General features: G+C 73.1%; 20 protein-coding genes. 8 read left to right on the top strand and 12 right to left on the bottom strand.

Annotated features, from left to right (window positions below):
* Positions 1-28: 28 nt before the first annotated feature.
* Positions 29-1,276 carry an FAD-dependent monooxygenase gene (locus tag OG386_RS32980; protein WP_328791106.1) on the top strand — a complete coding sequence of 416 codons (1,248 nt, stop codon included), beginning with the start codon at positions 29-31 and terminating at the stop codon, positions 1,274-1,276.
* A gap of 28 nt (positions 1,277-1,304) precedes the next feature.
* On the opposite strand, the gene OG386_RS32975 is transcribed toward OG386_RS32980, so the two are convergent.
* The 8 genes from OG386_RS32975 to OG386_RS32940 form a co-directional block, all read right to left on the bottom strand.
* On the bottom strand, positions 1,305-2,390 hold the full coding sequence (locus tag OG386_RS32975) for a Zn-dependent alcohol dehydrogenase (protein ID WP_328793462.1): 1,086 nt from the start codon (positions 2,388-2,390) through the stop codon (positions 1,305-1,307).
* 66 nt (positions 2,391-2,456) lie between these two features.
* Positions 2,457-3,869: an aldehyde dehydrogenase family protein gene (locus OG386_RS32970; protein WP_328791105.1), complete on the bottom strand. Its 1,413-nt coding sequence runs from the start codon at positions 3,867-3,869 to the stop codon at positions 2,457-2,459.
* Positions 3,870-3,967: 98 nt separating this feature from the next.
* Positions 3,968-5,446 carry a CitMHS family transporter gene (locus OG386_RS32965; protein ID WP_328791104.1) on the bottom strand — a complete coding sequence of 493 codons (1,479 nt, stop codon included), beginning with the start codon at positions 5,444-5,446 and terminating at the stop codon, positions 3,968-3,970.
* Positions 5,447-5,519: 73 nt separating this feature from the next.
* Positions 5,520-7,718 carry a molybdopterin oxidoreductase family protein gene (locus OG386_RS32960; protein ID WP_328791103.1) on the bottom strand — a complete coding sequence of 733 codons (2,199 nt, stop codon included), beginning with the start codon at positions 7,716-7,718 and terminating at the stop codon, positions 5,520-5,522.
* A gap of 197 nt (positions 7,719-7,915) precedes the next feature.
* Positions 7,916-8,536, bottom strand: a complete 621-nt coding sequence (locus OG386_RS32955) for a TetR/AcrR family transcriptional regulator (protein ID WP_328793461.1) — start codon at positions 8,534-8,536, stop codon at positions 7,916-7,918.
* A gap of 35 nt (positions 8,537-8,571) precedes the next feature.
* The gene (locus tag OG386_RS32950; RefSeq protein ID WP_328793460.1) at positions 8,572-9,873 is read right to left on the bottom strand and encodes a hypothetical protein; all 1,302 of its coding nucleotides are present in this window, start codon (positions 9,871-9,873) and stop codon (positions 8,572-8,574) included.
* 400 nt (positions 9,874-10,273) lie between these two features.
* Complete coding sequence (locus OG386_RS32945) at positions 10,274-11,089, bottom strand: hypothetical protein (protein ID WP_328793459.1); 816 nt, start codon at positions 11,087-11,089, stop codon at positions 10,274-10,276.
* 133 nt (positions 11,090-11,222) lie between these two features.
* Positions 11,223-13,370 carry a right-handed parallel beta-helix repeat-containing protein gene (locus OG386_RS32940; protein WP_328791102.1) on the bottom strand — a complete coding sequence of 716 codons (2,148 nt, stop codon included), beginning with the start codon at positions 13,368-13,370 and terminating at the stop codon, positions 11,223-11,225.
* 280 nt (positions 13,371-13,650) lie between these two features.
* Between OG386_RS32940 and hmgA the strand changes: the two genes are divergently transcribed.
* Both hmgA and OG386_RS32930 read left to right on the top strand, forming a co-directional pair.
* Entirely contained in the window at positions 13,651-14,964 is a 1,314-nt protein-coding gene (hmgA, locus tag OG386_RS32935) for a homogentisate 1,2-dioxygenase (protein ID WP_328791101.1), read from the top strand.
* Positions 14,965-15,042: 78 nt separating this feature from the next.
* Entirely contained in the window at positions 15,043-15,792 is a 750-nt protein-coding gene (locus tag OG386_RS32930) for a GntR family transcriptional regulator (RefSeq protein WP_109780966.1), read from the top strand.
* Between the two features lie 150 nt (positions 15,793-15,942).
* Here OG386_RS32930 and OG386_RS32925 read toward each other — a convergent pair whose 3' ends face one another.
* Positions 15,943-16,104 carry a hypothetical protein gene (locus tag OG386_RS32925; RefSeq protein ID WP_266598284.1) on the bottom strand — a complete coding sequence of 54 codons (162 nt, stop codon included), beginning with the start codon at positions 16,102-16,104 and terminating at the stop codon, positions 15,943-15,945.
* 147 nt (positions 16,105-16,251) lie between these two features.
* On the opposite strand from OG386_RS32925, the gene OG386_RS32920 reads away from it, so the two are divergent.
* Positions 16,252-17,376, top strand: coding sequence for a type ISP restriction/modification enzyme (locus tag OG386_RS32920; protein ID WP_328793458.1), 1,125 nt, complete (start codon positions 16,252-16,254; stop codon positions 17,374-17,376).
* A gap of 23 nt (positions 17,377-17,399) precedes the next feature.
* On the opposite strand, the gene OG386_RS32915 is transcribed toward OG386_RS32920, so the two are convergent.
* A complete protein-coding gene (locus OG386_RS32915; protein ID WP_328791100.1) occupies positions 17,400-18,125 on the bottom strand; it encodes a TetR/AcrR family transcriptional regulator in 726 nt (241 codons plus the stop codon).
* A 73-nt stretch (positions 18,126-18,198) separates the two neighbouring features.
* On the opposite strand from OG386_RS32915, the gene OG386_RS32910 reads away from it, so the two are divergent.
* The 3 genes from OG386_RS32910 to OG386_RS32900 all read left to right on the top strand — a co-directional run bounded on the left by OG386_RS32910 (position 18,199) and on the right by OG386_RS32900 (position 21,326).
* Positions 18,199-19,257 carry an ATP-binding cassette domain-containing protein gene (locus OG386_RS32910; RefSeq protein ID WP_328791099.1) on the top strand — a complete coding sequence of 353 codons (1,059 nt, stop codon included), beginning with the start codon at positions 18,199-18,201 and terminating at the stop codon, positions 19,255-19,257.
* Entirely contained in the window at positions 19,254-20,039 is a 786-nt protein-coding gene (locus OG386_RS32905) for an ABC transporter permease (RefSeq protein ID WP_328791098.1), read from the top strand. Before OG386_RS32910 ends, OG386_RS32905 begins: the two co-directional genes overlap by 4 nt.
* A 90-nt stretch (positions 20,040-20,129) precedes the next feature.
* The gene (locus OG386_RS32900; RefSeq protein WP_328791097.1) at positions 20,130-21,326 is read left to right on the top strand and encodes a CaiB/BaiF CoA transferase family protein; all 1,197 of its coding nucleotides are present in this window, start codon (positions 20,130-20,132) and stop codon (positions 21,324-21,326) included.
* A gap of 49 nt (positions 21,327-21,375) precedes the next feature.
* Here OG386_RS32900 and OG386_RS32895 read toward each other — a convergent pair whose 3' ends face one another.
* Positions 21,376-21,645: a hypothetical protein gene (locus OG386_RS32895; protein WP_172671376.1), complete on the bottom strand. Its 270-nt coding sequence runs from the start codon at positions 21,643-21,645 to the stop codon at positions 21,376-21,378.
* A 279-nt stretch (positions 21,646-21,924) separates the two neighbouring features.
* Here OG386_RS32895 and OG386_RS32890 point away from each other — a divergent pair, with 279 nt between their 5' ends.
* Positions 21,925-23,664 (top strand): serine/threonine-protein kinase, encoded by a 1,740-nt coding sequence (locus tag OG386_RS32890; RefSeq protein WP_328791096.1) that lies wholly within the window; start codon positions 21,925-21,927, stop codon positions 23,662-23,664.
* On the opposite strand, the gene OG386_RS32885 is transcribed toward OG386_RS32890, so the two are convergent.
* A complete protein-coding gene (locus OG386_RS32885) occupies positions 23,634-24,440 on the bottom strand; it encodes an SGNH/GDSL hydrolase family protein (RefSeq protein WP_328793457.1) in 807 nt (268 codons plus the stop codon). The two genes, OG386_RS32890 and OG386_RS32885, sit on opposite strands and share 31 nt — an antisense overlap.
* Between the last annotated feature and the right edge of the window lie 171 nt (positions 24,441-24,611).

Here is a 24,611-nt window from a genome sequence, read left to right as displayed (position 1 = left end):
GGTGAGCACTGCCGTGGAAGCTCACCGCATGAACACCACAGAGACGAAGAACATCAGCGTACTGATCTCCGGCGCCTCCGTCGCCGGCCCCGCGCTCGCCCACTGGCTCCACCGGTACGGCTTCACCACCACGGTCGTGGAGCGCGCGCCCGCCCTCCGCGACGGGGGCTACGCCGTCGACTTCCGCGGCGAGGCCCACCTGTCCGTCCTCCGCGGCATGGGCATCCTGGAGGCGGTCGAACGGGCCCGGACCGGCATGGGCTCCATGGCGTACGTCAACAAGGCCGGAAAGCCGCAGGCGAAGCTGCCCGCCGATCTGTTCGCGGGAGACGTCGAGATCCTCCGCGGCGACCTGGCGCGGATCCTCTACGAAGCGACCGCCCCGCACACCGAGTACGTCTTCGGGGATTCCGTGACCTCGCTCACCGAGGACGCTGAGGGCGTGACCGTCACCTTCGAGCGTGGCGCGCCGCGCCGGTTCGACCTGGTGATCGGCGCGGACGGAATGCACTCCACCACCCGCCGCCTGGCGTTCGGCCCGGAGGAGCGGTTCGTACGGCACCTCGGTGTCCACTGCGCGATCTTCACCACGGCCAACCGACTCGGGCTCGACCACACCGGACACGCCTACCGCACCGCGGGCAAGCTCGTCGCGATGTACAGCGCCCGACACAACACCGAGGCCAAGGCCGTCTTCTACTTCGCCTCCCCGCTCCTGGACCTCGACCGGCGCGAGGTCGCGCGGCAACAGGCCGTCCTCGCCGAACAGTTCGCGGGCAACGGGTGGGAGAGCGACCGGCTGCTGGCGGACATGCGGTCCGCGCCCGACTTCTACTTCGACTCGGTCGGGCAGGTCCGCATGGACTCCTGGAGCCGCGGCCGGGTCGCCCTGCTCGGCGACGCCGCCTACTGCCCCTCGTCCCTGTCCGGCATGGGTACGGGACTCGCCCTGGTCGGCGCGTACGTGCTGGCCGGCGAGCTGGCCGCGGCACGCGGAGACCACCGTGCCGCCTTCGCCCGCTACGAGGCCGAACTGCGGGAGTACGCGGCGGGCTGCCAGAAGATGGGCGACGGCGTCGCCAGGCTCATGGTTCCCGGGAGCCGCCTGACGGCCACGCTCCTCAACCGCTACTACAAGGTCATGCCGTATCTGCCGGGCAAGGACATGGCGGCCAGGATCGCCCGTAGGACCGCCGAGAACATCACGTTGCGGGACTACGGCGCGTGGGACCGGCTGGGGCCGCGCGACCCCGCCCTCCCGGTGGCGGGCGGGTGAGCGCTCCGTGGCGACGCCGCGCGGTGTCCTACGGCTGGAAGACGACCAGCGAGCGGCCGCCCTTGCCGGCGAGCATCGCGTCGAAGGCGGCCGGGATGCCGTCGAGGGTGATGCGGTCGGTGACCAAGGTGCCGAGGTCGAGACGGCCCGCGCGGACGTGCTCGGCGATCAGCGGGAGGTCGCGGGCGGGGTCGCTGTTGCCGTAGACGCAGCCGGTGAGGGTGCGGGCGAAGTGGAAGATCTCCATGGCGTGGAAGGTGACCTGCTGCTCCTTTCCACCGATGCCGACGACCGTGGTGCGGCCGCCGCGCCGGGTCGACTCCCAGGCGCCCCGGATGGTCTCGGCCCGGCCGACGCACTCGACGGCGACGTCGGCGCCCTGCCCGCCGGTCAGCGCGCGGATCTGCTTGGCGGTGGTGTCGGAGGCCAGTACGAACTCGGTGGCCCCGGCCGCACGGGCCAGTTCCTCCTTGGCGGGGGACACGTCGACGGCGATGACCGGGCCCGCCTGCGCGATCCGGGCGGCCTGGAGGGCTGCCAGGCCGACCCCGCCGACTCCGAAGACGGCAACCGACTCGCCCGGACGGACCTGGGCGCTGTGGCGGACGGCCCCGTAGCCGGTGAGGACGGCACAGCCGAGCAGGGCGGCGTCGGCGAGCGGGATCCCGGCGGGGGCGGGCAACACGCAGTTGGCCGCGACGACGGTCTCCTCGGCGAAGGCGGCCACGTTCAGCCCGGGGTGCAGTGCGGTGCCCTGCGCGTCGTGGGCGTAGACGGCCCCGACCCCGGTGAGCGCCGTGGCGCAGAGCCAGACCTCACCGATCGTGCAGTGGTGGCACTCTCCGCAGGACGGTGCCCAGTTGAGCACCACGCCGTCACCGGGGGCGACGTGGGTGACGCCCTCCCCCACCGCGAGGACCGTGCCCGCGCCCTCGTGGCCGAGGACGGCGGGTACGGGAACCCGCATGGTGCCGTTGGTGAGGGAGAGGTCGGAGTGGCAGACCCCGGCTGCGGCGAGCCGCACCCGGACCTGCCCGGGGCCGGGATCCGGCAGCACGATGTCCCGTATCTCCAGCGGGGCTCCGACGGCGGGCAGGACTGCGGCGCGGACCATGGTCGTCATCTCGTCTTTCCGGTACGGGCGGGTGCGGCGGGTCTGGCGGGTCGGGCGGGTCGGGGATCAGAACTGCAGTGACTTGGTCTGGAGGTACTCCGCCAGGCCGTGCGCGCCCAGCTCACGGCCGACACCCGACTGCTTGTAGCCACCGAAGGGCGCGAGCACGTTGAAGCGGCCGCCGTTGATGTCCACCTGCCCGGTGTCCATCCGGCGCGCGAAGGCGACGGCCGTCGCGTCGTCGGCGGCCCAGACGGCGCCGCCCAGACCGTAGACGGTGCCGTTGGCGATGCTCAGGGCCTCCTCCTCGTCCTCGTAGCGGAGGATCGACAGCACCGGGCCGAAGATCTCCTCCTGGGCGATGGTCATGTCGGGCGTGACGTCGGCGAAGACCGTCGGCGCCACGAAGTACCCCTGCTCCAGAGGCGCGTCGGGCCCGCCGGCGACGAGGCGCGCGCCTTCCTCCACGCCCTTGGTGATGAAGCCGCGGACGCGCTCGTGCTGCTTGGCGTTGACGACGGGGCCGACGCGGACACCGGCCTCGCGGGGGTCGCCGGTGGGATAGTCGGCGACGGCGGCGGCCGCGAGCGAGACGGCCTCCTCGTAGTGGTCCCGGTGGACGAGCATCCGGGTCAGCGCGTTGCAGCTCTGGCCGCTGTTGTTCATGACGTGTCCGACGCCTGCCGCGACGGCCTTGACCAGGTCGGCCCCGGGCAGGATGACATTGGCCGATTTGCCACCCAGTTCGAGCGCGACCCGCTTGACGGCGGCGCCGGCCGTGGCGCCGATCTGCTTGCCGACCGCGGTCGAGCCGGTGAAGGAGACGAGGTCGACTCCCTCGTGCGCGGCCAGGGCCTGGCCGGCGACCGGACCGGTACCGGTCACCAGGTTGAAGACTCCGGCCGGGATGCCCGCCTCGTGCACGGCTTCGGCGAAGAGCTGTGCGGTCAGCGGGGTGTCCTCGGCCGGCTTGAGGACGAGGGTGCAGCCGGCGGCGAGAGCGGGCGCCACCTTTGCAACGACCTGGTGCAGCGGATAGTTCCAGGGCGTGATGGCGGCGACCACCCCGATCGGCTCCAGCAGCACGGTGGAGTTGCCGACCCGCTCCTCGAAGGCGTAGGAGGAGGCGAGTTCGGCGTAGGAGGAGGCCACGGCGATCGGCGCTCCGACGTGGACCGCCTTCGAGAAGCCGAGCGGGGACCCGAGCTCGGCGGTGATGGTCTCGGTCAGCTCGCCCGTGCGGGACGACAGTGCGTCGCGGAGCGCGCCGATCAGGGCGGCCCGCTCGGCCGGAGCCGTGGCCGCCCAGCCGGGGAGGGCCGCGCGGGCCGCACGTACGGCTGCGTCCACGTCCTCTTCGGTACCGGCCGGGACCTGGGCGATGACCTGGCCGTCGGCCGGGTTCACGACCTCGATCAGATCGCTGCCGGCGGCGGGCCGCCACGCGCCGTCGATGTACATCCCGTCGTGGGCCTTCATGGCATTCCTCCCGAGCACGCACGAGCGCGTAGATCCGACCTCGCGAACACCCTACAAACTAGCGGCGGTAGTTTTTGCCGGCCAGAGGGCGCCGGATCTCAGATGATGCCGAAAAGCATCCCTGCCGCGAGGACCACGAGCGAGGTCAGGGCCGCCCATTTCACGGTGAACCGGGTGTGGTCGCCGAACTCGACCTTGGCCATGCCGACGAGTACGTAGACGGCCGGAACCAGCGGGCTCGACATGTGCAGGGCCTGACCGACGAGGGAGGCGCGGGCGATCTCCAGCGGGGAGACCCCGTGGGCGGCGCCGGCCTCGGCCAGGACGGGCAGGACGCCGAAGTAGAAGCCGTCGTTGGACATGAAGTAGGTGAGCGGCAGGCTGAGCAGGCCGGTGACCAGCGCCATGTGCGGGCCCATGCCCTCGGGGATGGCGCCGACGAGCCAGTCGGCCATGTGCTTGACCATGCCGGTGCCGGTGAGGACCCCGGTGAAGACGGCGGCGGCGAAGACCATGCCGGCGACGTTCAGGACGTTGTCGGCGTGGGCGGCGATCCGGGCCTTCTGGTCGGGCATGTGCGGGAAGTTGACGGTGAGGGCGAGCGCGGCACCGAGCAGGAACAGCACCGGGATGGGCAGCAGCTCCATGATCATCGCGGTGAGGAGGGCCACGGTGAGGCCGGCGTTGAACCAGTAGAGACGGGGCCGCAGGGTGGGACGGTCGGGGTCCACGCCCTGGAAACCGTCCTCGGGTGCGGCCGCACCCGCGGCGGAAGCGGCAGACCCGGCCGAAGCCGTGGAGCCTGCGGAAGCCGTGGAACCGGCGGAGCCGTTGACGGACGTGGACGTCGCGGCGACGTCCGTGGCGGCCGTGGCCGCGCCGGGCGCGGTGGCCGCGCCGGGGCCGGCCGGGACCAGCTCCGCCTCGGCGGCTTCCGGACCCGCCTGACCGGGCAGCACCAGAGTGCCGACCCGGCGGCGCTCCTTCACGCCGAGGACGTACGCCAGGACGAACACGAAGAGCAGGCCCACCGCGAGCGCCGGAATCATCGGGACGAAGATGTCGGCGGCGTCGAGCTTGAGGGCGGTGGCGGCGCGCGCGGTCGGACCGCCCCAGGGCAGGGTGTTCATGACGCCGTTGGCCGTCGCCGCGACGCCCGTCATCACCACCAAGCTCAGGCCGAGCCGCTTGTAGAGGGGGTACATGGCCGAGACGGTGATCATGAAGGTGGTCGATCCGTCGCCGTCGAGCGAGACGATCGCGGCGAGGACGGCGGTGCCGACCACCACCCGCATCGGGTCCGCCTTGCAGAAGCGCAGGATGCCACGGACGATCGGGTCGAAGAGGCCGACATCGATCATCACGCCGAAGTAGACGATGGCGAACATCAGCATGGCGGCGGTCGGGGCGAGCTTGCCGACGCCTTCGATGACGTAGTCGCCGAGGTGCGCGCCCTTCCCTGCGAACACGCAGAAGAGTGCGGGGATGAGGACGAGCGCCGCGATGGGCGACATTTTCTTCATCATGATCAGGACCAGGAACGTCGCGATCATGGCGAAGCCGAGGAAGGTCAGCATGTGGGGAAGGTAGGTGCCGCCTCCTTGCGCCAACAAGACGTCCACGCGTGAGCAATACGAGCAAAACCCCAGCTCAGGGCAGTGGCGCGAGCTCGACGGGGAAGCCGTTGAGGACCGCTGTGCCGGACAGCCGGTCCATGCGGGTGCCGTCGAGCAGCTGGTTGACGTTCGCGCCGGGCGTCGCGGCGGCCACCGACAGCCGCGAGCCGGCGCGATCGTGTCCCCAGCCGTGCGGAAGGCTCACCACACCGCTGCGGATGGCGTCGGTCACCTCGACGGGCACCTCCAGGCTCCCACCGTCGGCGGTGATCCTGGCGTGCCCTCCGTCGACGAGGCCGAGCCGGTCCGCGTCCTGCGGATGGACCTGGAGGGTGCAACGGTTGGAACCTCCGGTGAGGGCCGGGACGTTGTGCAACCAGCTGTTGTTGGAACGCAGATGGCGGCGGCCCACGAGCACCAGGGCGGCGGGGCGGTCGGCGAGCGCCGCGCGCAGCCTGGGGAGCTCGGCCGCGATCGGATCCGGGAGCAACTCGATCCTGCCGCTACGGGTCTTCAGCACGCCCGGAAGCCGGGGCCGCAGCGGGCCGAGGTCGAAGCCGTGCGGCGCCTGCAGCAGATCCTCGAGGATCAGGTCGTACGGGCCGGTGCGCAGCATCAGGTCGAGGCGCCGCTCGGGGCCGGTACGGCCGATCAACAGGCGGGCCAGCTCCTGCGGGTCGCCACCGTGGAGCGGTGAGTGGGGATCAGTGACGGCCCGGGCCAGGGTGTCGGCGATGACGCGCTCGTCGACGGCCCCTGACGGCGCTCCGTGCAAGCCGGAGACGGCGAGGATCAGGCGCGCGTGGATCTCGCACTCGTCCATGCGTCCGTCCTCCAGCGGGAGGGCGGCGGGCGAATAACGGGCCTGGTTGCGCACCGCGAACCCGTTGAACGCGAAGTCGAAGTGCGCGCTCCGTGAGGGCGGCGGCGGTGGCAGGACGACGTGGGCGTGGCGTGAGGTCTCGTTCAGGTAGGGGTCGACCGAGACCATGAAGTCCAGCCCGGCCAGCACCCGGTCCAGCCGATCGCCGTCGGGTGCGGACAGGACCGGGTTGGCGGCGATGGCCAGCAGGACCCGGATCCGCCCGTCCCCCGGAGTCTCGATCTCCTCCGCGAGGGCGGCCATCGGCAGCTCGCCCTTGACTTCAGGGTGGCCGGCGACCCGGCTCGACCAGCGGCCGAGGGTGAACCCCTTGCCCGGGCCCGCGGGACGGCCCGCGGGGGCCGTCGCGGAGAGCGGGAAGAGAGCTCCGCCCGGCCGGTCGAGGTTACCGGTGAGGATGTTCAGTACGTCGACCAGCCAGCTCGCTAGCGTGCCGAACTCGACGGTGCAGCTGCCGATCCGGGCATAGACGGCGGCGGTGGGTGCGGCTGCGAGCTCGCGGGCGAGGGTGCGGATCTCGGCAGCGGTGAGGTCGCATGCGGGTGCGACGGCCTCAGGAGTGAAACTCCCGAGCGCGGCGCCGAGTTCCCCGATGCCGTCGCAGTGTTCCTCCAGCGCTCCGAGATCGGCGAGCTCCTCCTCGATCAGGGTGTGCGCGAGGGCGGCGAGCAGGAGCGCGTCGCTGCCGGGGCGCGGCGCCAGGTGGCGGTCGGCGAGCGCGGCGGTGCGCGTACGGCGCGGATCGACGACGATCAGGGTGCCGCCGCGGGCGCGCAGGGCCTTGAGCCGGCCCGGGAAGTCGGGGGCGGTGCACAGGGAGCCGTTGGACTCGACCGGGTTCGCGCCCAGGAGCAGCAGGAAGTCGGTCCGGTCGAGGTCGGGGACCGGAATGGCGAAGGGGTCGCCGAAGAGCAGCCCGCTGGATACGTGCTTGGGCATCTGGTCGAGGGTGCTGGCGGTGAAGAGGTTGCGGGTGCCGAGGCTCTTGAGGAGCAGCGGCGGGTAGAGGGCGCCGGCCATGGTGTGGACGTTCGGGTTGCCGAGGACGACACCGACCGACTGGGCGCCGTACTCCCGCACCGCGGCGGGGACTGCGGCCGCTACGGCCTCGAACGCCTCCTCCCAGGTGGCCTCCTGAAGGCGGCCGTCGCGCCGGACGAGAGGGCCCCGCAATCGGTCGGGGTCCGAGTCGAGCGCTCCGAACGCGGCCCCCTTGGGGCAGATGAAGCCGCGGCTGAAGACGTCCTCGCGGTCACCGCGGGCCCCGGTGACCGCGCCGTCCGCGAGGGTGAGGGTGAGGCCGCAGGTGGCTTCGCACAGGGGGCAGATGCGCAGGGCGGTGCGGAACATGGGCCCTCCAGGAGCGGCGGTCTGCGGCACGGGAACGGGCGCGCGGAGTGCATCGAGCATACCGACCGGTACGCATGGAGGGGAGGGGCGTGCGGGACCAAATGGATACGAGCGATGACCAGCCCCTCCCGGGCCGGGCAGCGGCAGCGGAGGCGGAGGCGGAGGCGGAGCCAGCACCGAGCCGGAGCCGGAAGGGGTCAGTCCAGCACGCGGGCCAGGTACGCGTGCATCATCGCGCGGGTCTCGGCGACGATGCCGGGGTCCCCGGCCGGATCGGCCCGGAAGGCGAGCTGTATCAACGCGTCGGTGGCCTCGACGGCGACGAGGACGGCCCGCTCCAGGGTGGCGTCGGGGGTCAGGGCGAGATGCGCGGAAAGCAGTTCCGTCAGCCGGGCGGCGACCTGATGGTTGGGATCCGCCTCCGGCCCCTCGGCCGGAGGCGCGGGCACGCCGAAGTCGACGAGCGCGAAGCCGGGAACGCTGCGCTTCATGGCCAGGTACTCGTCCAGCACCGCGTCCACGACGGGCCGCCAGTGGGTGGCCGGGAGGTCGGTGAGCCGGTCCGCGATGCCGTCGACGTAGCGATCCAGGTTGCGGTGGGCGAGGGCGATGGCCATGGCCCGCTTGTTCCCGAAGAAGCGGTAGACGGAACCGATCGGCACGCCGGCGCGCTGGGCCACGGCGCGGGTACTGAGGTTCTCGTACCCGGTCTCGTCCAGCAGCTCGGCGCAGGCGTCGAGGATCCGGGCGAGCCGGTCGGCACTGCGCTGCTGGATCGGCGCTCGGCGCAGGGAGTGGGCGGAAGGCACGGGGTCCATCATGCCGCTCCTCGCTTCTCGGTTCTTCGAGGGTCTCAGTTCAGCAAGAGACTGAGCCCTCCGACGGTGTAAGTGATCATCAACGCCAGCAGCGGTAGCTGTCCAGCCACCGCCTTCGCCGGCGGGAAGAGCCGCACGGACCGGTCGTGCGCCGCGACGACGCCGAGGACGTGACCGGTGACGACGGCGATGACCTGGAGTGCGGCCAGGCCGCCCGGACCCAGGGGTGGCACGGGTTCGGGGGCGTTGTCAGTGCCGAGTGCCATGCTTACTGTGCGTGGTCCTTCGACTACCAGGAGGGAGAAGTAGTGGGCGATGAGATAGCCGAGCGCGATCGGTACGAGTGAGTGCGCGAAGGCGGTCAGCGGGCCGGGGTGCGGGCCGTTGACGAGGCGGGTGGCGGCGGTGCAAAGGCAGTAGAGGGTGGCGACGAGGGCGATGGAGCCGAGCAGTCCGAGTGTGGCCGTGGGGATGCGGCCAAGGGGGGAGGTCTGTATTGCATTGATCCACGAGGGGTTGTCGGAGAAGCCGTCGTAGGCGGTGGAGCCGAGCAGGACGCAGACGGTGGCGACGAGTCCGGGCCGCTCGGGTGTCGCGTCGAGTCCGTGGAAGGGGTTACGGAGAACGAGGCGGCCGTCGCTACGACGGCCGAGGGGGGCGAGCCGGGCCAGGAGGGCGGAGTACGCCTCGAAGGCATCGCCGTCGTCGAACCAGCGCTCGCCGAAGCGGGCGGCGAGCAGGAGGTGGACGGTGGCATAGGCCGTGACGGCCATGAGGAGGGTGGTGGTGGATGCGGGGTCAGGAGCGACGAGTTCGAGCCAGGTGAAGCCGAACAGGCCGGCGGCGGCCGGCCACTGGCCGAGCCGGGAGGGGAGGGGGCGGCCGGGGCCTCGGCGGGGCAGGCAGCGGGAGAGCAGGCGGTACAGGGTGCGGAGCGGGTTGAGCAGGCGCCAGACGGGGCCGAGGAGGAGGGAGGCGGGCACGAGTCCGACCCAGAGGAGGACGTAGACGGCGCCGGGAGCGGGGTTGCGCGCGGGGTCGTCGGGTCCGAGGAGGAGGTGGAGCAAGACGGCTGCCGCGACGGCGAGTCCCAGTCCGCGCAGGGCTGTTCGGACGGCGGGCGCGTCGGCCACCCGCTGGAGGGCGGCGGGCAGGGCGAGGCCCGAGCGCGCTCCGCGGAAGCGGGAGGTGGACCAGAGCAGGCCGAGTGCGAGGAAGGAGACGAACAGCGCGGCGAAGGCGCCGGCGAAAGCGTAGAAGGGAGAGATCGGCAGATCGTGCTGGGACCCGATCCCGTGCGCGAGCGAGGTGAACGGATCGGCCTGGTGAAGGACCACGCCCTGGCCGTGGCCCACCTCGCCCGCGCCCGGGGCGAGACCCGGCCCGAGCGGGCTCACCGTCCCCCCGCCCGGAGCGGGGTCCCGTCGGCGACACGGCCCGGCCGCCCGGACTCCGGCCCGGGTCCGAACGGCCGGGACGGGACGCCGCTCGGGATCGCGAGCGGGCCGCCGAGCCGCGCGGCCCCGCGCACCGCCTCGGGCGCGGGTTCGGGCGCGGGTCCGAGCCCAGCCGCAAGGCCGGGCCCGGGCCCAGCCCCGGGGTCGTGTGCGGACATGAGGCCCGATGCGCGCACATGGCCGGGTGCGGGCACAGGGCCGAGTGCCGGCTGGGCCGTAGGCGCGGGCGTCGGCCCGAGTTCGGGTCGGGGCGCGGGGCTGGGTTCGGGGCGGGGTGGGTTCATCGGACGAGGAGTTGGGTCAGGACGAGGCTGGACTCGTGGGTCTCGACCTCGAAGAGGCCCGTGCGGTCGGCCGTCAGGATCAGGGTGGCCTCCTGGCCTGCCGGCAGGGCGAGTTCCTTGTCGTAGCCGTGGACGTGCAGGGTGTCCGCGCGGTCGCTCGTGACGCGCAGGGCCACGCGCTCCCCGCGCCGCAGCTCGGTGCGGGCGGGGGCCGGGCTGACCTTGCCGTCCCGGACGGTGATGGTGACCGTGCGGTCGGTCTGCTCCGGCGCCGGGGTCTGGCCCGGCGGCGGGGTGTCCCCGTGGCTGTGTCCGCCCGGCTGGCCCGGGGCGGTGGCGGTGAGCTGGGCCGTGCCCTCGACCGGCTTGCCCGAGACCGCCCAGGCGGTGTGGTCGTCCGCGTAGAGGCGGACGGTCAGGGTGTGGGTGCCCTCGGGGACCTGCGCCGCGGGCAGGTGGTACCAGGGGCCGTACAGCCGGGCCAGCTTGCGCCCGTCGAGCTCCAGGTGGGCGTGGCCCGCGCCCGGGAGGGCGGCGCCGCCGGTGCTGTCCGGGGTGAAGCGGTAGTTCGTCACCGCCAGTTGGAGGTTCCAGCCGTCCTCCGAGTCGGGGCGGACGGTCAGCTGGACCTCCGGCGCGCCCTCGGCCGGGACCTCGCGGAGCCGGTGACCGGTGGCGTCGGTGGCCGCGAGCAGGGTGCCGACGCCGCCGGACGCCTGCTCGTGGCTGGTGCCGGGCTTGTGGTGGGTGGTGGCCCGCCCGCCGCAGCCCGTCGCCGCGCCGCCCGCGAGGAGCAGGGCGAGGGCGAGCAGGGCCGCGGCGCGGGCGGTTCGGCGGAGCCTGCGGGCCGCGCGGGGCGGCGTACCGCAGGCCTCGCACCGGTCGTCGTCCTCGGGCAGGTCGGTCACGGCTGGCCTCCTGTGGTCGGGGCGGCCTGGGCGGGGGTCACGGCGCGGGGTCCGGGGTCGCCGGGGTCGCCGGGGGCTCGGGGGCGGCCGCGCTCAGCGCCGGGGCGGGGCCGGCGGGGACCGGGGCACGGTCGCCCGCGGGGTCGCCGCCCGGGCCGGACGGGCGGGCCGGGGTGCCCGGGCGGGCCGAGGCCACCACCGCCCACAGGACCCAGATCACGGCGACCAGGGCCCGTACCCAGGCGGGGCTCAGGGGGGTCCAGGGAATCATCAGGACGGCCTTGTCGAAGGCGTCCAGCAGGGTGAGCCCGGCCAACAGCAGGGTCAGGCGGGCCAGCCAGGGGCGGGTGGGGCGCAGGACCAGGCCGGCGCCCGTCCACCACAGGCCGAGCAGGAGGAGGGCGAGCGCCGGTACGAAGGTGGCGGTCAGGGGCATGGTGGAGCCCGCCACGTCCAGGACCAGGCCCGCCAGCCCGGCCAGCGTGGCGGCCGTGCCCAGTCGGGAGCCGCGCAGGCGGCGCCGCCACAGGACGCCGCCGACGAGCAGCAGGACCGCGGCCACGGCCAGCGCGAGCTGGGTCTCCACCCGCTCGAGTCCGCGCGCGCCGTACCAGTCGCACCCGGACGGGAGTTTGCGCGCCTGGACGTTGTAGTCCGCGCAGACGAGGAGTTGGGCCAGCTTGACCGGCTCGCCGACCAGGCGGGCGGACGCCCCCGAGACCTCGCCCCGGCGGTCACCGCACTGCGGGACCGCGCCGGGGGTGGAGCCGTCGGGGCCGTCCTGCCAGCAGTTGGCGCGCCCCTGGCCGTCCCACCACACGTCCATGCCGTTGGGGCGGGCGGCGCCGGACTTGTCCTTGCCCATGACGTTCCCGGCGTACCGGTTGTGGTGGGAGGTGTCGGTCTGCTTCGACCACGCCTCCTCACCGCGGATGAAGGCGGGGACCGCGCTGAGGAAGAAGCCCGCGCGCCGGTGCCCGTACACCCAGTTGTCCTCGTAGAGGTTCCAGTTGCCGCCCGCGGTGATGATGCCGGTGCCCGGCGGCATGGAGATCTGCGGGCAGACCACGCCCCGCTCGTAGCCGCGCTCGATCGGCGGTTTGGCGCAGGTGCCGTCGGCGACGTACCCGTAGTAGTCCTGGTTGTTGTCGTGGATCAGGTTCCGCTCGAACTTGGCGTGGTTCTGCGGGAGTCCGGGGTGGCCGGGGAAGGCGCTGTCCATCGAGGCGCCGCCCATGTTCTGGTCGAACTCGTTGTCGTGCACCCACACCGAGTCGCCCGCGGTGCCGGAGTAGCCGACCATGTTGTGGTGGCTGCGGCAGCCGGTGATCTCGATGGAGTACCGGGGGACCTCGTAGCCGCGGCCGTCGTTGATGTTCGAGGCGCTGCCCGGGTAGATGCCGGAGTCGCCGTTCCCGTACGACTCGCAGTTCTTGTAGAGCCCGTGGTCGCTGGCGAAGGTCAGGAAACCGTACTCGTCGTTCCAGCGGGTGAGCACGTCGTCGATGACGAAGCCGTCGCCCGCGAGCACGTACAGCGAGTTGAAGGTGGTGCGCTGGGCGGTGAAGTTGCGGAAGTAGATGCCGTTGGACTTGTCCGCGCGGATGGCGTTCAGCTTCTGGTACTTGGCGTCGACGACCACGTCGAGCCGCGACGCGCCCGTGCCCTCGATCTGCAGGTTGGTCTTGCCGAGGATGGCGACGAGGTTCTGGTTGTGCCGGCACTGCACCTGCTGCTCGTAGGACAGGATCTGGTACCCGAGCGCGGACTGGGGGGCCTTGAGCGCGGCGCACTCCCCCGTCGGCGTGTGGAGCGAGGGCTCCTCCTCGTACAGGCCGGGGAGGATCGCGATGTTCATCCCGGGCCGGTCGACGGCGTCGACGGCCTCTTGCAGGTGCCGGTACCCGCTCTTCTCGCACCGCTCGTACAGGGCGAGGTTGCGCTGCTTGAGCTCTTCGGGGAAGGCGGATATCCGGCGCTCGAAGGCGGGCCGGTCGGTTTTGCAGACGATCAGGTCGGGCTCGGCAGCGCGGTACTCGGGTACCGATCCGGAGCCGTCCGGGAGGGTGATCGGGCGCTCCTCGTGCGCGCTGGCGGCGGGCGCCGCGACGAGGAGGGACAGGAGGGCGAGAAGGGCGGCGAGGAGCGCCGCCGGCACGGCAGGGAACCTGCGGGTCCACGACATGCGCGTGAGAGTAGAGCATTGTTCATCTTTTGGGATCCCCCTCGACGAGATCCGTGTTCCCGTCCGGCCCGAAGCGGCCCGAAGCGGCCCCGACCGCCATCCACCCGACCACCACCGGCCCGCCGACCGCACGGTCCGCGCGCGACCTTTCCCGACTTTCGCGCCTTTCCCGTCGATCTCCGCCCGGACCCGCGCCCCTCCCCCGGGCCTGCCGTTGACGTGCGGGCCGCGGAATCCTACTGTCGACCATAGGATTACTTCGACGGAGCGGGAGCAGCACATGAGCGAGCAGGCCAGGAAGACGGCGGAGGCACTGGAGTACCTCACCGGCTTCGGCAACGAGCACAGCTCGGAGGCCGTCCCCGGCGCCCTGCCGATCGGCCGGAACTCGCCCCAGCGCGCCCCCCTCGGCCTCTACGCCGAGCAGCTCAGCGGCAGCGCCTTCACCGAGCCCCGCACCCACAACCGCCGCTCGTGGCTCTACCGGATCCGCCCCTCAGCGGCGCACCCGCCCTTCACCCGGATCGACAACGGCGCCCTGCGGTCCGCACCCTTCACCGAGTCCGTGGCGGACCCGAACCGGCTCCGCTGGAACCCGCTGCCCGACCCGGCCCCCGGCACCGACTTCCTCTCCGGCCTGTGGACCCTCGGCGGCAACGGCGACGCCGCCCAGCGCGCCGGCATGGCCATCCACCTCTACGCCGCCAACGCCGACATGACCGACCGGGTGTTCAGCGACTCCGACGGCGAGCTGCTGATCGTCCCCGAGCGCGGCGGACTGCTCCTGCGCACCGAGCTGGGCCTGCTCGCCGCCCGCCCGGGCGACATGGCCCTCATCCCCCGCGGCGTCCGCTTCCGCGTCGAGCTGCTCGACGCCGACGCCCGCGGCTACGTCTGCGAGAACTACGGCCAGCCCTTCGAGCTGCCGAACCTGGGCCCGATCGGCGCCAACGGCCTCGCCGCCGCGCGGGACTTCCAGGCCCCCGTCGCCGCGTACGAGGACACCGAGCGCCCGACCGAGGTGATCAACAAGTTCTGCGGCAACCTCTGGTCCGCCACCTACGACCACTCCCCCCTCGACGTGGTCGCCTGGCACGGCAGCCACGTCCCGTACGTGTACGACATGCGCCGCTTCAACGTCCTGGGTTCGATCAGCTACGACCACCCCGACCCGTCGATCTTCACGGTACTGACGTCCCCGTCCGACACCCCGGGGCTGGCGGGCGTGGACTTCGTGGTCTTCGCCCCGCGCTGGCTGGTCGGCGAGGACACCTTCCGGCCGCCCTACTTCCACCGCAACGTGATGAGCGAGTACATGGGCCTCATCGAGGGGGCCTACGACGCCAAGGCCGAAGGCTTCGTCCCCGGCGGCGGCTCGCTCCACAACATGATGTCCGCGCACGGACCCGACCACGAGACCTTCGAGCGGGCGAGTGCCGCCGAGCTGAAGCCGCAGAAGATCGACGACGGCCTGGCCTTCATGTTCGAGACCCGCTGGCCGATCACCGCCACCGCGCAGGCGGCCGGCGCCGATCACCTCCAGCGCGGCTACGACGACGTGTGGCAGGGTCTGCAGCGCCACTTCCGCGCCTGACCTGCACTGCATACGCTGCATGCGCCGTACCCTGCATGCGCCGCACCTCCCCCCTGTCCAGTCTTCGGAGAACCACCCGTGACCGCCTTCGCCCCCGACTCGCTGGTACTGAACCGGAAGCTGCCGCTCTGGTACCAGGTGTCGCAGTCACTGCGCGCCTCGATACTGGGGCGCACGCCGGACGCCTCGCTGCGCCTGCCCACCGAGGAGCAGCTGGCCGGGCACTACGGGGTGAGCGTGCTGACCATGCGGCAGGCGCTCAAGGAGCTGGAGGGCGAGGGGCTGATCAGCCGGCACCGGCGGCGCGGCACCTTCATCGAGCCGGGCGCGCTGCGCAGCACTCCGGTCCGGCTGCTGGGTTCGGTCGACGCGATCGTGGCCCAGCAGTCGGGCGACCGCACGACGATCCTCGGGCACGGCCGCACGGCCGTGTCCGGGGAGCTCCTGGAGCACTTCCCGGACACGGCCGAGGTGGTCACGTACCGCCGCCTGCGCCACGACCGGGAGAGCGGCGAGCCGACCAACTGGGCGGAGAACGCCGTCCTCCCGGAGTTCGCCGAGGCGGTGGATCTCGCCGATCTCGAGCGTTGGCCGATGACGAAGGTCCTGCGGGACGTGGTGGGGGTGCGCATCAGCCGGATCACGGACACGGTGGAGGCCCGGCTGGCCGACCCGGAGACGGCCGAGCTGCTTCAGGTGCCGCTGCTGAGCCCGATCCTGCACTACACGGGCGTCACCTACGACGAGGACGGCCGGGTGGTGGACGTGGCCCGGATCCGCTACCGGGGCGACCGGTTCTCCTTCACCGTGACGGTCGACGCGCACTGACGGCGCGCGGACGGCTTGGTGGCGGCCCACGGACGGCGCGCGGAGGGCACGCGGAGGGCACGCGGACGGCCGGCCGATGGCCCCTGACGTCCCCTGACGCCCCTGACGCCCCTCCGGCGACCTTCTGGTGTTCTGGTGCCGCGTGCGCGACTACTTCTCGTCGTCCTCCCTGGTGCGTTCGCCCTCCGCCTGGGACGGCGTGGTCCGCATCGTCTGGGGGTGCCGCTGCTTGCGCTGGACCTCGTCCATGTCCTCGTCGAGGCGCTCGCCCTCGGCCTGTGACGGGGTCGTGTATTCGTCGTACTGGCTCATGACCGCCTCCCCGGTCGATACCGTACGTATGCGTACATAAGGAGCCTAGCTCTTGCCCGGCCCTTCGGCCTGGACGCAGCCCGGCCATCGGATCCCGTCGCTACCATCGGCGGCGTGAGCGAAGACGTACCGCTGCTCGACGATCTGATGCCCTGGTCCGTGGGCGGCCTGCGCCTGGGCCGGGACTGGGTGGCCGCACCCGATCCGGCAGCCCTGCGCGCCCGCTGGGCCACCCTGACCGGCTCCGAAGGCGCCGAGCGGGAGCGGCTGTTCCGCCCGAGCCGCAGTCGCAGGCCCGACGCCGGGGCGGCCGCCCTGCCGGGCCAGCGCTCGGCGGCCACGGCCCGATTCGCCGATGCCCCGGGCCCCTGCCCCGACCCCGTACGGGTGCTCCGCGAGCCCTTCGACGAGCAGTGGCTGCTGCCCGACCAGCGGCTCATCGACGCGGCCCGCCCCGAGCTCTGGCGGGTGCGGGACGAGCACCAGCTGTTCCTCGCCCTGACCCCGGATCCGCTGGTCACCGCGCACCTCCCGGTCGGCCGCCTCGGCCGGATCCGCCCCCTGCACCGGCGCCCCGGCGGCGCCGAGCCGAATCTCGCCCCCGGCCTGCTGCCCGTGCTCGGCGCGCGCCACGGCGTCCGCGTCACCCCCGAGGACGTCCTGGGCTGGATCCTCGCTGCGGGCCGCCCGGGCCCGCGCGGGTACGAGGTCCCGCTCGCCGCCGATCCCGAGCGCTGGCGGGCCGGACTGGAGCTGGGGCACAGACTGCTGGGCGTGCAGCTGCGCGGCGCGCGCGGCGGTGAGCCGCCCCGGCTGCCCGGCGGGCGCCGCCCGTACGTCCGCTCGGCGGTCGCGGGCTGGCCGCGCGAGCTCGCGTACGACGCCGAGAGCGAGACGCTGAGCCTCGGGAGCGGGACGGTCTCCCCCGTGCCGGCCGGGGCCTGGGAGTACGAGGCGCAGGGCGTGCAGGTGCTCCCGGCCTGGTTCGCCGCCCGCACCGCACACCGGGGTCCGGACGCCGACGGCCTGGCCGCGCTGGGGCCGGCCGAGTGGCCGCAGAGCTGGACCTCGGAGCTGCTGGCCCTGGTGACCACGCTGGCGCTGCTGGCCGAACTGGCTCCCGAGCGGGCCGCGTTCGAACCGGGGCCGGGGCTGTCGGTGGAGGCGCTGCGCACGGCCGGGGTGCTGCCGCCGCCGACCTGGGCCCGGCGCCCGGCTTCGGTACTGGACCACCAGGAGGAGGGCCCGGGCGGGCAGTTCGCCCTCCTCTGAGCCGGGTCGGTCGAAGGTCGGGCCTACGCTCCCCAGGCCCCCAGCAGCCGGGACACCGTGCGGTCGAAGACCTCGGACATGTCGAGCCCGGCTCCCGGGACCGGGCCGCCGCCGGTGAGGGCCGCGGCCAGCCTCGGGTACTCCCCGGTGGCCAGCCGGGAGCCGAGCCAGGCCGTGCGCACGCGCTGCTCCTCCGCCTCGCCCCAGGGCAGCGAACGGGCCCGTTCGGCCAGCGCCAGCTCACTGGCCACGTAGGTCGCGACGGTCCCGTTCACGGCGGCGACGAGCTCCAGCTTCTCGCCGTCCGGCGCGTCGAGCGGAGCCAGGCAGTCCAGGCTGTACTCCAGGTAGCGCAGGGCGTTCGGGCCGAAGCCGTAGACGGGGCTCAGCAGGCGCGGCAGCCAGGGATGGCGGTGCATCAGCGCGCGCGTCCCGCGGGCGAGCGCGAGCAGATCGGCCCGCCAGTCGCCGGTCGGCGCGGGGAACTCGTACTCCCCGCTGACCGCGTCGACCATCAGCTCGTACAGGTCCTCCTTGCGCGGCACGTAGTTGTAGAGGGACATCGTCCCCGCGCCGATCCCGGCGGCCACGCGCCGCATGGAGACGGCCTCGATCCCCTCCTCGTCGGCGATCCGCACCGCCTCGGACGCGATGGACTCGCGGCTGTGCGCGGGCCTGGGGCCGCGGCCGGCCCGCTGGGGGCGGGACCAGATCACTTCGGGTTCAGCGGGTCGCCCGCCGGCTGTCATGGCTCAGATCACCTCGTCGTCTCCCCACCATCTTAGTTACGTACAGCGTACTTAGTGAGGTACGGTGGCGCACATGACTACTACGTACGCTGTACTTAGTGAGGGTCTGGAGAAGAGCTACGGGGAGGTCCGCGCCCTGCGCGGCCTCGACCTCGCCGTCCCCGAGGGCACGGTCTGCGGCCTCCTCGGCCCCAACGGCGCGGGCAAGACCACCGCCGTCCGGATCCTGACCACGCTCACCGCACCCACCGGCGGCCGCGCCCTCGTCGCCGGTCACGACGTCACCCGGGATCCCGCGGCCGTCCGCCGCGCCATCGGCGTCACCGGCCAGTACGCCTCCGTCGACGGGGACCTGACCGGCCGTGAGAACCTCCGGCTCTTCGCCCGACTGGCCGGACTGCGCGGCCGCGCGGGCCGGGCGCGCGCGGACGAGCTGCTGGAGCGCTTCGGACTCGGCGAGGCCGCCGACCGGATGGCGTCCACCTGGTCCGGCGGCATGAAGCGGCGCCTGGACCTGGCCGCCGGCCTGGTCACCCGCCCCCGGGTGCTGTTCCTCGACGAGCCCACCACCGGCCTGGACCCGGCGGCCCGCGAGCAGATCTGGACGGCGGTGCGGGAACTCGTCGAGAAGGGCTCCGGAGGCACCACGGTGCTGCTCACCACCCAGTACCTGGAGGAAGCCGACCGGCTCGCGGGCGAGATCGTGGTCGTCGACCGCGGCCGGGTCGCCGCCACCGGCACCCCGGACGGGCTGAAGGCCCGGATCGGCGCCCGCGCCGAGGTCACGGTCGCGGAGCGCGGGGCGCTCGCCCGCGCCGCCGCCGTACTCGACCAGCTCACCGGCGGTCGACCCGCCCTCGACGAGGAGCGGCTGACCGTCGGGGTCACCGTCCTCGACGGCGCCCTCACCCTGCCGCGGATCATCCGGGAACTCGACACCGCCGGGGTCCCGGTGACGGACGCGGCCCTGCGCCCGCCCACCCTCGACGAGGTGTTCCTGCGCCTCACCCGGGCCCGTTCCCTCGACGCCGACGAAGGTGCCGACACCCCCGCGGCCGCCGCCGCGGGCGCCCCGGCCGACGCCCCCGACATCCCCGACGCCCCCGCCACCGATCAGGAGTACGCCGCATGAGCACCCTGCTGTCCGACGGCGGAGCCGTCCTCACCCGCCAGCTCCAAAAGGCCCGGCACGCCCCGGCGCTGCTGATCCTCACCCAGACCATGCCGATCACCATGCTGCTGTTCTTCGGCTACGTGTTCGGCAGCGCCCTCGCCATGCCGGGGGCGGAGTACCGGGAGTTCCTGGTCCCCGGGCTGCTGGCCGCCACCGCCGCGAACGGTCTGATGACCGGCATGTTCACGGCCGCGCAGGACGCCCACCGCGGGGTGATGGACCGGTTCCGGACCCTGCCGATGAGCCGCACCGCCGTACCGCTCGGGCAGACGGCCGCCGATCTGCTGACCACCGGCGTATCGATGGTGCCGCTGATGCTGGTGGGGCTGTTGATGGGCTGGCGCATCGAGAACGGCCTGCCCGGCGCGCTGGGGTCCCTGGGCGTGCTGCTGCTGTTCCGCTTCGCCACCGCATGGGTGGGCACGTACCTCGGCCTGGTGAGCAGCAGCGAGGAGGCGGCCGGCCAGCTCGGCAGCGCCACCTTCGTCCTGCCGATGCTCTCCAGCGCGTACCTGCCGACCGCGGGGCTGCCCGGGTGGCTACGGACGATCGCCGAGTGGAACCCGATCAGCGCCGTCGCCACCGCCGTGCGGGCGCTGTGCGGGAACGCCGGGGGCGAGGCCGCGGCGGGCGCCGCCTGGCCCGCGGCCCATCCCGTGGCCGGGGCGCTGCTGTGGTCGGGGCTGTTGCTCGCGCTGTTCGTGCCGCTGGCGACCCGCCGGTTCGCGCGCGGCCGGTGACCACCCGCGCGGCGGCCGCCCCGTGTGATCAATGACGCGCATCGCCGCCGGTGTGGTGACAGCGGCCGTCCGACCCGGTAGGCAGGGCCCATGGCTACCGAACCGCTCCCCCTGGACGGCATCACCGTCGTCGCCGTCGAACAGGCCGTCTCGGCCCCCTTCGCCACCCGTCAACTCGCCGACCTGGGCGCCAGGGTGATCAAGGTCGAACGCCCCGACGGCGGCGACTTCGCCCGTGCCTACGACACGGCCGCGCACGGCCTCGCCTCGCACTTCGTGTGGGCCAACCGGGGCAAGGAATCGATCGCGCTCGACCTGAAGGACCCGCGCGGCCGGGAGGTCCTGCACGGACTGCTGGCCGGGGCCGACGTCTTCGTGCAGAACCTCGCGCAGGGAGCCGCGGCCCGCCTCGGGCTCGACTCAGCCGCGCTGTGCGCGCGTTACCCCCGGTTGGTCGCCGTGGACGTCTCCGGATACGGCCCCGAGGGCCCGTACGCCCACAAGCGCGCCTACGACATGCTCGTCCAGTGCGAGGCCGGCCTGGTGTCGGTGACCGGCACCCCGGAGCGGCCCGTCAAGGCGGGCATTCCGGCGGCGGACATCGCGGCGGCCATGTACGCCTTCTCGGGGGTCCTGGCCGCCCTGCTGCGCCGCGGGGTCACCGGGCGCGGGGGCAGGGTGGAGGTGTCCATGCTGGACGCGCTCGCCGAGTGGATGGGCCACCCCCTGCACCACACGATGCACGGCGGGGAGCAGCCCGTGCGCACCGGCCTCGCGCACGCGGTGATCGCGCCCTACGACGCCTACGCGACGGCCGACGGGGACCGGGTGCTGCTGTCGGTGCAGAACGACCGCGAGTGGCGGCGGCTGGCCGAACAGGTTCTGGAACGGCCCGAGTTGGCAGAGGATCCGGCGTACGCGACGAACGCGGCGCGCACCGCGAACCGGGAGAAGACCGATGCGGTGGTGGCGGAGGCGCTGGGCCGGCTCGGCGCGGACCGGGCGATCGGGCGGCTGGAGGCGGCCGGCATCGCGTGCGCGCGACTGAACTCGGTGGCCCAACTGGCCGGGCATCCGCAACTCGCGGCCCGGGACCGCTGGCGGGAGGTGGATTCACCGGTCGGTCCGCTGCGGGCCTTGCTGCCGCCGATCGGACTGCCGGGCGGCGCGGCACCGCACATGGGTGCGGTGCCCGCGCTGGGCGAGCACACCGAGTCCCTGCTGCGCGTCCTGGGGATGGCGGACGCACAGATCTCGGAACTGCGCCGGGACGGTGTGATCGGGTAGGGCCGGGGAGCCGGTGGCCCGGGGGCCGACGGCTGCGGTACGGGGAAGGTTACGAGCGGCGGCTGCCGAAGAGCGTGCGACGCAGACGGCGCAGCGGCGCGAAGAGCGAGACGCGCGCGCTCCGGCTCCGCAGACGGTGCGTGTGGTCGCGGGAGGTGAGCTCGCGCATCAGCAGCGTCGCCTCGGCGGCCTCCCGGTGCGGGACGGCGGGACCGCCCAGCACGGCGAGGTGGCGGTCGAGGCGCGAGCTGGTCGCACTGCTGCCACAGGTGATGGCAGGCACGCGTGGCGGCCTGCTGCGCATTGCTATCTGTTCCATGATCTCTCCCCACCCGTACGAGGGCACCCGGCCCGGGCAGGTTAACCCTATCGCCCCCGCGTCGCCCCCGGGTATCCCGGTGGTGTGAATTACCCCTGCTGCGACGGGGAGTTGACGGTTACTCAACGGAGTTGCCGATTACTCTCCGCACAGACGTCACGCTGCGAAAGGCCTCTACATGAGTCCCGTCACGACAGGGGCCACACGGCTCGCACTGCGCTAACTTGGAGTGATCGCCCGATGACACACGGGCGCACGGGAGCACACTCGGGGGCGCGCGTGAGTGACCAATCGAACTCCGATCGTGTCATCTCGGGCCGCTATCGGCTGCTCGAACCGATCGGCCGGGGCGGGATGGGCGTCGTGTGGCGGGCCCGGGACGAGGTGCTCGCCCGCGAGGTCGCCGTCAAGGAGGTACGGGCGCCGGCCGGGCTGGAACCCACCGAACTGGAGCGGCTGTACCGGCGGCTGGAGCGGGAGGCCTGGGCCGCGGCCCGGGTCTCGCACCGCGGGGTCGTCACCGTCTACGACGTGGCGTCCGAGGGCGGGCGCCCCTGGATCGTGATGGAGCTGGTGCGCGGGCTCTCGCTGGCGGACGTACTGGAGGCCGAGGGGCCGATGACCCCTCAGCGGGCCGCGCACATCGGGGAACAGGTGCTCGCCGCGCTGCGCTCCGCGCACGACTCGGGGGTGCTGCACCGGGACGTGAAGCCCGGCAACGTCCTGATCGCCAACGACGGCCGGGTGGTGCTGGGCGACTTCGGGATCGCGACCCTGGAGGGCTCCTCGGCGATCACCATGACGGGCGAGGTGGTCGGCTCGCCCGAATTCCTGGCGCCGGAACGGGCGTTGGGGCGCGATCCGGGACCCGCGTCGGACCTGTGGGCGCTCGGGATCACGCTCTACGCCGCCGTCGAGGGGGTCTCGCCCTTCCGGCAGGCCACCGCGCTGGACACGCTGCGGGCCGTGGTGGACGCGGAGTTGCCGCCGCCGCGCCGGGCCGGGGCGCTGGAGCCCGTACTGGAGGGGCTGCTCCGCAAGGACCCGGCCGAGCGACTGCCCGCGGCGGAGGCGGCCCGGATGCTGCGCGTGGTGGGCGCGGGCGGGACCGTACGGGCCCCCGGCGGACCGGTGTCGGGGCCGGACGCGCCGACGACCACGGCGGCGCACCACGGGCAGGGGGCGGGCGAACCGCACGGTGATCCGTACGGGACACCGCACGGATCACAGCACGGATCACCGCACGCGGCTCCGTACGGGACGCCGCCGCCCCTACCCGCGTCCGGGCCGGGAGCGCGGGAGGGCCGCGCCGGGCTGGTGCTGACGGTCGGGATCGTGGTGATGCTGCTGGCCCTGGTCGCGGTGGGCTGGATGCTGCTCAAGGACCGTGCGGACACGGGCGGGACGGGCGGCGGGAGCGGCGGCGCACCGACCGGCTCGGCGACCACCGCCCAGAGCGTCACGAAGACCCCTTCGACGGCTCCGTCGCCCTCGGCGTCGGTGTCGACCGGGGCCACGCCGGGGCAACGCGTCTCGGTGTACGTGGACACGGTGCGCTCCTCCTACACGGGCAGCTGCCCGCCGCCCGCCGGACACGCGCCCGCCTTCACGGCCACGGTCGAGGTGGAGCGCACCCCGGTCGTACTGGAGTACCGCTGGGCCACGCGGAGCGGGCGGACGTCCGGCCCCGACTGGCGCTCCCTCACGTACGAGGAGGGCGGGCCGAAGAGCCGGCGGCTGGAGCACACGGAACTCACCCACGATCCGGACGGGGTCTTCGCGGACGCGGTCCGGTTGGAGGTGCGGGGAGCGGCCGAGGTGACCACCCAGTGGGTGGCCACCTCGGTGACGTGCCGGAAGGAGGAGACCCCGACGAGCGGGGCCCCCTCCCCCGGACCGAGTCCGTCACCGGCCTCGCCGCCGGCGAGCACTCCGGCGGCTCCGGCGACTCCGGCGACTCCCGAGACCGGCGAACCGGGCCGGGCCGATCAGGCGGCGTTCGTGAGGACCGGCAGGTAGCCGCCGGACTGTCCGGCCGCGGTCGGGTGGTACGACTCGCCGATGTTCAGCCAGTTGACGCTGTGCAGCCACGCGTTGCCGGAGCAGATCTCGTGACCCGTGAAGGCGCCTGCGACCGAGGCGAAGGTGAAGCCGTGGTTGGCGGCGCGTTTGGCGATGGCGGCGTTGAGGTAGTCGGCGGCGCCGTTGATGGCGGCCCGCTCGCCCTCGGTCAGGCCGGTGGTGCAGGTGCCGTTCAGCTTGTAGAAGCGGGGGTAGCCGAGGACGACGACGTGCGCTCCGGGCGAGCGGCTGTCGATGGCGTCGTAGACCTGGTCGAGCTGGCCGGGGAGGGTGGAGTCCACGTAGGCCTTGGCCTGGTTCACGCGGCTGATGCAGGTGGATTCGGACTGGAGGACGCAGGTCGTCATGACGTCGGAGAACCCGGCGTCGTTCCCACCGATGGTGATGCTGACCAGATCGGTGCCGGAGTTGAGCGGGGCGAGCTGGCTCGCGAGGACATCACCCGTACGAGCGCCCGAGCAGGCGGTGAAGGAGAAGGTCTGGGGGGAATGGGCGGCGGCCCACAGGGCCGGGTAGGCGCGGGTGGTGCGCTTGCAGTTGCCGCTCGCGCCGTCGTAGTTGCCGGCGCCGACGCCGGAGGAGTACGAGTCGCCGAGGGCGACGTAGCCGAAGTCGGCCCGGGCGGTGGCGGCCGCCTGGCCCGCGCCGAACAGGGTGGCGCCCGCGGCGAGTAAGAGGGAGGAGGTCAGGGCAGCGAAGCGCGACAGACTCATGCTCATGTGTGCGGCTCCTTGTGGGGGTTACTCCTGAGTCCGTGGTACAAGCAGCCGAGGTTGGCTGGAAGTGGCCATGCCAAGAATGTTCGGAGCAGAGTTGCGGCCCGAACCTTCACTCCGAATGCGTTTGAAGAGGGAACTTGGGCACCCGATCCGGCGAAACACGGG

Origin of the sequence: Streptomyces sp. NBC_00273 (assembly GCF_036178145.1) — a bacterium.
Classification (GTDB): Bacteria; Actinomycetota; Actinomycetes; order Streptomycetales; family Streptomycetaceae; genus Streptomyces.
This window is presented reverse-complemented; position numbering and strand designations above follow the sequence as displayed.